3 protein-coding genes are annotated in these 5,925 nt (G+C 73.1%); all 3 read left to right on the top strand.

From position 1 onward, the window contains the following. Positions 1-562 precede the first annotated feature (562 nt). Positions 563-3,763, top strand: a complete 3,201-nt coding sequence (locus CLV68_RS33225) for a S41 family peptidase (protein WP_121395002.1) — start codon at positions 563-565, stop codon at positions 3,761-3,763. Between the two features lie 16 nt (positions 3,764-3,779). Further along, positions 3,780-4,613, top strand: coding sequence for a class I SAM-dependent methyltransferase (locus CLV68_RS33220; RefSeq protein ID WP_121395001.1), 834 nt, complete (start codon positions 3,780-3,782; stop codon positions 4,611-4,613). Between the two features lie 100 nt (positions 4,614-4,713). Further along, positions 4,714-5,538, top strand: a complete 825-nt coding sequence (locus CLV68_RS33215; RefSeq protein WP_246010258.1) for a lytic transglycosylase domain-containing protein — start codon at positions 4,714-4,716, stop codon at positions 5,536-5,538. Positions 5,539-5,925 lie beyond the last annotated feature (387 nt).

The raw sequence follows: 5,925 nt of genomic DNA, 5'->3' as shown, positions 1-5,925 counted from the left end.
GGCGCGTGGGGGCCAACGTCGTAGGGGGGCGCGGTAGGGCCAACGACTGTGGCGGGCGCGTGAGACCAACGTCTGAAAGGGGCGCGTGGTTGGCCGACGTTGTTTAGGGGCGCGGTTGGGCCAACGTTGTTCGGGGGTGCGTGGTGGCCAGCGCCTGCGAGGGGCGCGTGGTTGGCCAACGATCGTGAAGGCCGGGTGGAGACCACCGTCGCCAAGTCTCCACCCGGCTCGAACCGGCCGCTACGAGCCGCCCGCGCGGGGACTTGTCCACAACCCCTTCAACCATCCACAACCCTCGACCAAGCCCTATTGACACAACGGCGGGGGCGATAGGTTCAGAGATGGGGCCCCGGGCCCCGGGAGGGTGGGCCCCCGGAGCGGAGTTGATCTTGAGTGGGAGGGGGTGGTGGCCATGGGGATCGGTTGCCCAGGGGCGGGGGAAGTGGCTTTGTGGTGGGGAAGTGGCTGACAAGGGGCGGGGCGCTACGGCAGTCGGTGGATGGGGTGGGGTTAGGCGGTGAAAGTGGCACCGCGGTGGGGCGAGTGTGGCTAACTTGGCAGGGTGACCGACGCCTACCTGAGATTTCCCCACCTGCACGCGGACCTGATCACCTTCGTCGCCGAGGACGATGTGTGGTTGGCGCCGGTCGACGGCGGCCGGGCGTGGCGCTTGTCGGCTGACCAGGTTCCGGTGAGCAACCCGCGGTTCTCGCCGGACGGGTCGACGATCGCCTGGACGAGTGCCCGTGATGTCGAGCCGGAGGTGCACGTCGCGCCGGTGGTGGGTGGGGCGAGTGACCGGTTGAGCTACTGGGGTGATGTCAACACCGCCGTCGTCGGGTGGACCGGGGACGGCAGGGTGGCGGCGAAGTCGTCGACCGGGCGGGCGTCGATCCGGGCGACCTGGGCGTACGGGCTGCCGCTGGACGGGGCGCCTGCCGAGCGGTTGCCGTACGGGCCGGTGGCCTCGCTCGACCTGGCCGCGGACGGCGGGGTGGTGCTGGGCACGCCGATCTCCCGCGAGCCCGCCTGGTGGAAGCGCTACCGGGGTGGCACCGCGGGCAAGGTGTGGGTGGACCGGCGCGGCGGCGGCGGCTTCGAGCGCATCCTGTCCGATGTGGACGGACACATCGTCTGCCCGCTGTGGGTCGGCGGCCGGATCGCGTTCCTGTCCGACCACGAGGGCGTCGGCAACCTCTACTCGTGCGAACCGGACGGTTCGGACGTGCGCAAGCACAGCGACCACAGCGGGTTCTACGCCCGCAACGCCAGCACCGACGGCGACCGGGTCGTCTACCACCGGGCAGGTGAGATCTGGCTGCTCGACGGCCTCGACGCCGAGCCGAGGCCGGTCGAGGTGAAGCTCGGTGGTCCGCGCGGGTCGCGGCAGGTGTACCCGGTGAACGTGGGCCGCAACATCGGCTGGCTCGGGTCGGACCGCTCGGGTCGGGCCAGCGCGGTCGAGGTGCGCGGGACCGTGCACTGGGTGACCCACCGCGACGGTCCGGTGCGGGCGCTGTCGGTCGAACCCGGTGTCCGCGCCCGGTTGCCGCAGGTGCTGGGCACGACCGGGCAGGCGGTGTGGGTGACCGACGCCGACGGCGAGGACGCGCTGGAGTTCGGCCCGGTCGACGGCCGGGAGCCGGGGGTCAGCCCGCGCCGGGTCGCCACCGGGGAGTTGGGCCGGGTGCTGGAACTGGCCGCGTCGCCGGACGGCAGGCGGGTCGCGGTGGTCACCCACGACGGGCGGCTGCTGCTGGTCGACGCCGACGACGGCGAGGTCCGCGAGATCGCCAAGGCCACCGAGTCCGACCCGACCGGGGTCACCTTCTCCCCGGACTCGGCGTGGCTGGCCTGGTCGCACCCGGGGCCGGACCCGTTGCGGCACATCAAGATGGTGAACACGACCAGCCTCACCGTGGTCGAGGTGACCCCGCTGCGGTTCGTCGACTCCGACCCGGCGTTCACCCTCGACGGCAAGCACCTGGCGTTCCTGTCCTCGCGCAGCTTCGACCCGATCTACGACGTGCACGTGTTCGACGTGTCCTTCGCCAACGGCTCCCGGCCCTACCTGGCGCCGCTCGCCGCGCTCACCCCGTCGCCGTTCGCCCCGGTCCGCGAGGGGCGGGCCTTCGGCGGTGACGACGACAAGGACCGCGACAAGGACTCCGACGACAAGACCCCGCGCACCTCGGTCGACCTGGAGGGCATCACCGACCGCGTGGTGGCCTTCCCGGTGCCCGCCGCCCGCTACTCGCGGCTGCTGGCGGTCAAGGGCGGCGTCGCCTGGCTGCGCGACCCGCTCACCGGGTCGCTCGGCGACGACCTCGACGAGTCCGGCACGGCGGCCCCCCGGTCCCTGCTGGAGCGCTACGACCTGACCAAGCTCAAGGTCGACGTCCTGGTCGACGGCCTGGACGCGGTGTGGCCCAGCGGCGACGGCAGCCGCATCGTGGTCCGCGACGGCCGGACGCTGCGGGTGCTGCCCGCCGACCGCAAGGCCGACAACGACGACCACTCCGAGGACAACATCACCGTCGACCTGAGCCGGGTCCGGGTGCGGGTCGACCCGGCCGCGGAGTGGCGGCAGTCCTTCGACGAGTCCGGCAGGCTCATGCGCGACCACTTCTGGCGCGCCGACATGAACGGCGTCGACTGGGCAGGCGCGCTCGACACCTACCGCCCGCTGGTCGACGCGATCGGCTCGCACGACGAACTGGTCGACCTGCTGTGGGAGGTCAACGGCGAACTGGGCACCTCGCACGCCTACGTCCTGCCGACCAGCGGCGGCGGCGACTTCCGGCGCAGGCTCGGCCTGCTCGGCGCCGACCTCGAGCGCGACGCCGACGGGGCGTGGCGGATCAGCGCGATCGTGCCGGGGGAGACCTCCGACCCGAAGGCCCGCTCCCCGCTGCGCGCGCCGGGCGTCGGCGTCCGCGACGGTGACGCGATCGTGGCCGTCGACGGCATCCCGGTCGACCCGGTGCGCGGCCCGGCGACGCTGCTGGTCGGCACCGCCGGGAGCCCGGTCGAGCTGACCGTCGAACCCAAGGGCGGCGGCGCGACCAGGCGCGTGGTGGTGGTGCCGCTGCTCGACGACATGCCGCTGCGCTACCAGGCGTGGGTCAACGACCGGCGCGCCCACGTGCACGCCGCGACCGACGGCCGGATCGGCTACCTGCACGTGCCGGACATGGTCGCCAACGGCTGGGCGCAGTTCCACCGGGACCTGCGGCTGGAGATGCGCCGCGGCGGGGTGGTGGTCGACCTGCGGGAGAACCGCGGCGGGCACCTGTCGCAGCTGATCGTGGAGAAGCTGAGCCGCCGCATCGTCGGCTGGGGCCGGGCCCGCGACGGCTACTACGAGGAGACCTACCCGGTGGACGCGCCGCGCGGGCCGGTGGTGGCCGTGGCCAACGAGTTCTCCGGCTCCGACGGCGACATCGTCAACGCCGCGATCAAGGCGCTGGGCATCGGCCCGGTGGTCGGCACCCGCACCTGGGGCGGCGTGGTCGGCGTGGACATGCGGTACCGGCTGGTCGACGGCACCCTGGTCACCCAGCCGCGCTACGCCACCTGGATGGAGGGCACCGGCTGGGGCATGGAGAACCACGGCGTCGACCCGGACGTCGAGGTGGTCATGCGCCCGCAGGACCACGTGGCCGGGCGCGACCCGCAGCTCGACGCGGCCATCGAGATCGCGCTGGAGCGGCTGGCCGCCAAGCCCGCCGCGACGCCACCGGCCATCCCGCCGCTGCGGTAGCGGCAGGATGAGGATCATGGACTTCGACACCGAGACCGCGGCCATGATCCACGCGAACGAGGCGAACTGGGACGCCCGCACCCCGATCCACCTCGCGTCCGGCTTCTACGACGTGGCCGGGCGCGACCCCAGGGCCTGGTTCGGCGACTTCGAGTGGGCCGACCTCGGCCCGCTCGACGGCAAGGACCTCGTGCACCTGCAGTGCCACATCGGCGCCGAGACCCTCGCGTTCCCGCCGCTGGGCGCCAGGGTCGTCGGGCTGGACATCTCGGCGGCGTCGGTGCGCGCGGCCGAGGAGCTCGCGGAGGCCAAGGGGGTGGCGGTCTCCTACGTGAAGGGTGACGTGCACGCGGCCGTCGCCACCCTCGGCGAGTCCCGCTTCGACGTCGTCTACACCGGCAAGGGCGCGCTCTGCTACGTGCCCGACCTGGACGTCTGGGCCGCTCAGGTGGCCGGGCTGCTGCGGCCGGGCGGGCAGCTGTACCTGGTGGAGTTCCACCCGCTGCTCAACTCGCTGAGCCCGGTCCCGCCCGCCGACGGCAGCGAGGAGTTGCTGCTGCGCCACGACTACCTGGGCGGCCGCGGCGCCATCGAGCGCGACGCCACCCGCACGTACACCGACGGCCCGGAGCTGGCGTCGGCGCGCGTGTCGTACGAGTGGCAGCACGGCATCGGCGAGGTGGTCACCGCCCTGGTCGGCGCGGGCCTGCGGATCACCCGGCTGCGCGAGACCGAGCAGCTGCCGTGGCCGCGGTGGTCGACCATGACGACCACCGGCGGCTGGTTCTCGCTGCCGGACAGCGCGCCCCGGATCCCGTTGATCTACGCGGTGCAGGCCGTGCGGGCGTAGCGATTTCGGGGGGCGTCCGCGCTGGTCACCGCAGGTGCGGCGGTCGCAGAGGACAGAGGCCGCGGACGAGCACCGCCGGTGAGCACGTAGCCTGGATTTCGTGGCCGCCTCTCCGACACCCCAGCCGACCACGCTGTCCATCCCGCTGGAACCGGCCCCGGAGCCGCGACGGCGCCGCGGTGTCCGGGTGGTGGCGCGGCTCGCGCTGGTCGTCTTCCTGGTGGCCCTCGCCGCCGGGACGGTCCTGCTGCTCGACGACGGCGACCCGCCACCGCCACCCCAGCGCTTCGCCGTCGTCGAGGTGCCGGTCCGCCGCGGCGAGGTGCCACCGCACGCGGCGCCGGTGCCGGTGGACGACCTCCAGGGGTGGATCAGCAGGATGTCGGCGGCCACCGACATCCCGGAGCGCACCCTGCGCGCGTACGCGACCGCCGAGACCGCCACCCGGCAGCGGCTGCCCACCTGCAACCTGACCTGGGTGACCCTCGCGGGCGTCGGCCGCGTCGAGTCCCACCACGGCCGCTACGGCGGCACCCGCGTCGGCCCCGACGGCCAACTGTCCAAACCCATCATCGGCGTCCCCCTCGACGGCTCCCCCGGCGTCCAGGCCATCCCCGACACCGACGACGGCCGCCTCGACGGCGACCCCCAGTGGGACCGCGCCGTCGGCTCCATGCAGTTCTTGCCGACCACCTGGTCCCGCTTCGGCCTCCGCGCCACCGCCGACGGCGCCCAACCAGACCCCCAGAACGTCGACGACTCAGCCATGACCGCCGCCAACTACCTCTGCACCTCCGGCGGCGACCTGGCCACGGGCCCAGGCTGGTGGAAAGCCATCCTCACCTACAACGAATCCACCCGCTACGCCCAATCCGTCTACAGCGGAGCCGCCGCCTACGCCCGCAAAGCCACCGAACTAGGCTGACCCACCCAAACCACCCACCCACCCAGCCCGCCAGCCCGCCCGACACCCACCCCCGCGCCGCCGCGCCGCCGCTGGCTCAAGATCAACTCCGCTCCGGGGGCCCACCCTCCCGGGGCCCGGGGCCCCATCTCTGAACCTATCGCCCCCGCCGTTGTGTCAATAGGGCTTGGTCGAGGGTTGTGGATGGTTGAAGGGGTTGTGGACAAGTCCCCGCGCGGGCGGCTCGTAGCGGCCGGTTCGAGCCGGGTGGAGACTTGGCGACGGTGGTCTCCACCCGGCCTTCACGATCGTTGGCCAACCACGCGCCCCTTTCAGACGTTGGTCTCACGCGCCCGCCACAGTCGTTGGCCCTACCGCGCCCCCCTACGACGTTGGCCCCCACGCGCC

The sequence above is a fragment of the Actinokineospora cianjurensis genome, assembly GCF_003663795.1.
GTDB lineage: Bacteria > Actinomycetota > Actinomycetes > Mycobacteriales > Pseudonocardiaceae > Actinokineospora > Actinokineospora terrae.
The sequence above is the reverse complement of the archived record's forward strand: the minus strand, read 5'-3'. Positions and strand labels throughout refer to the sequence as shown.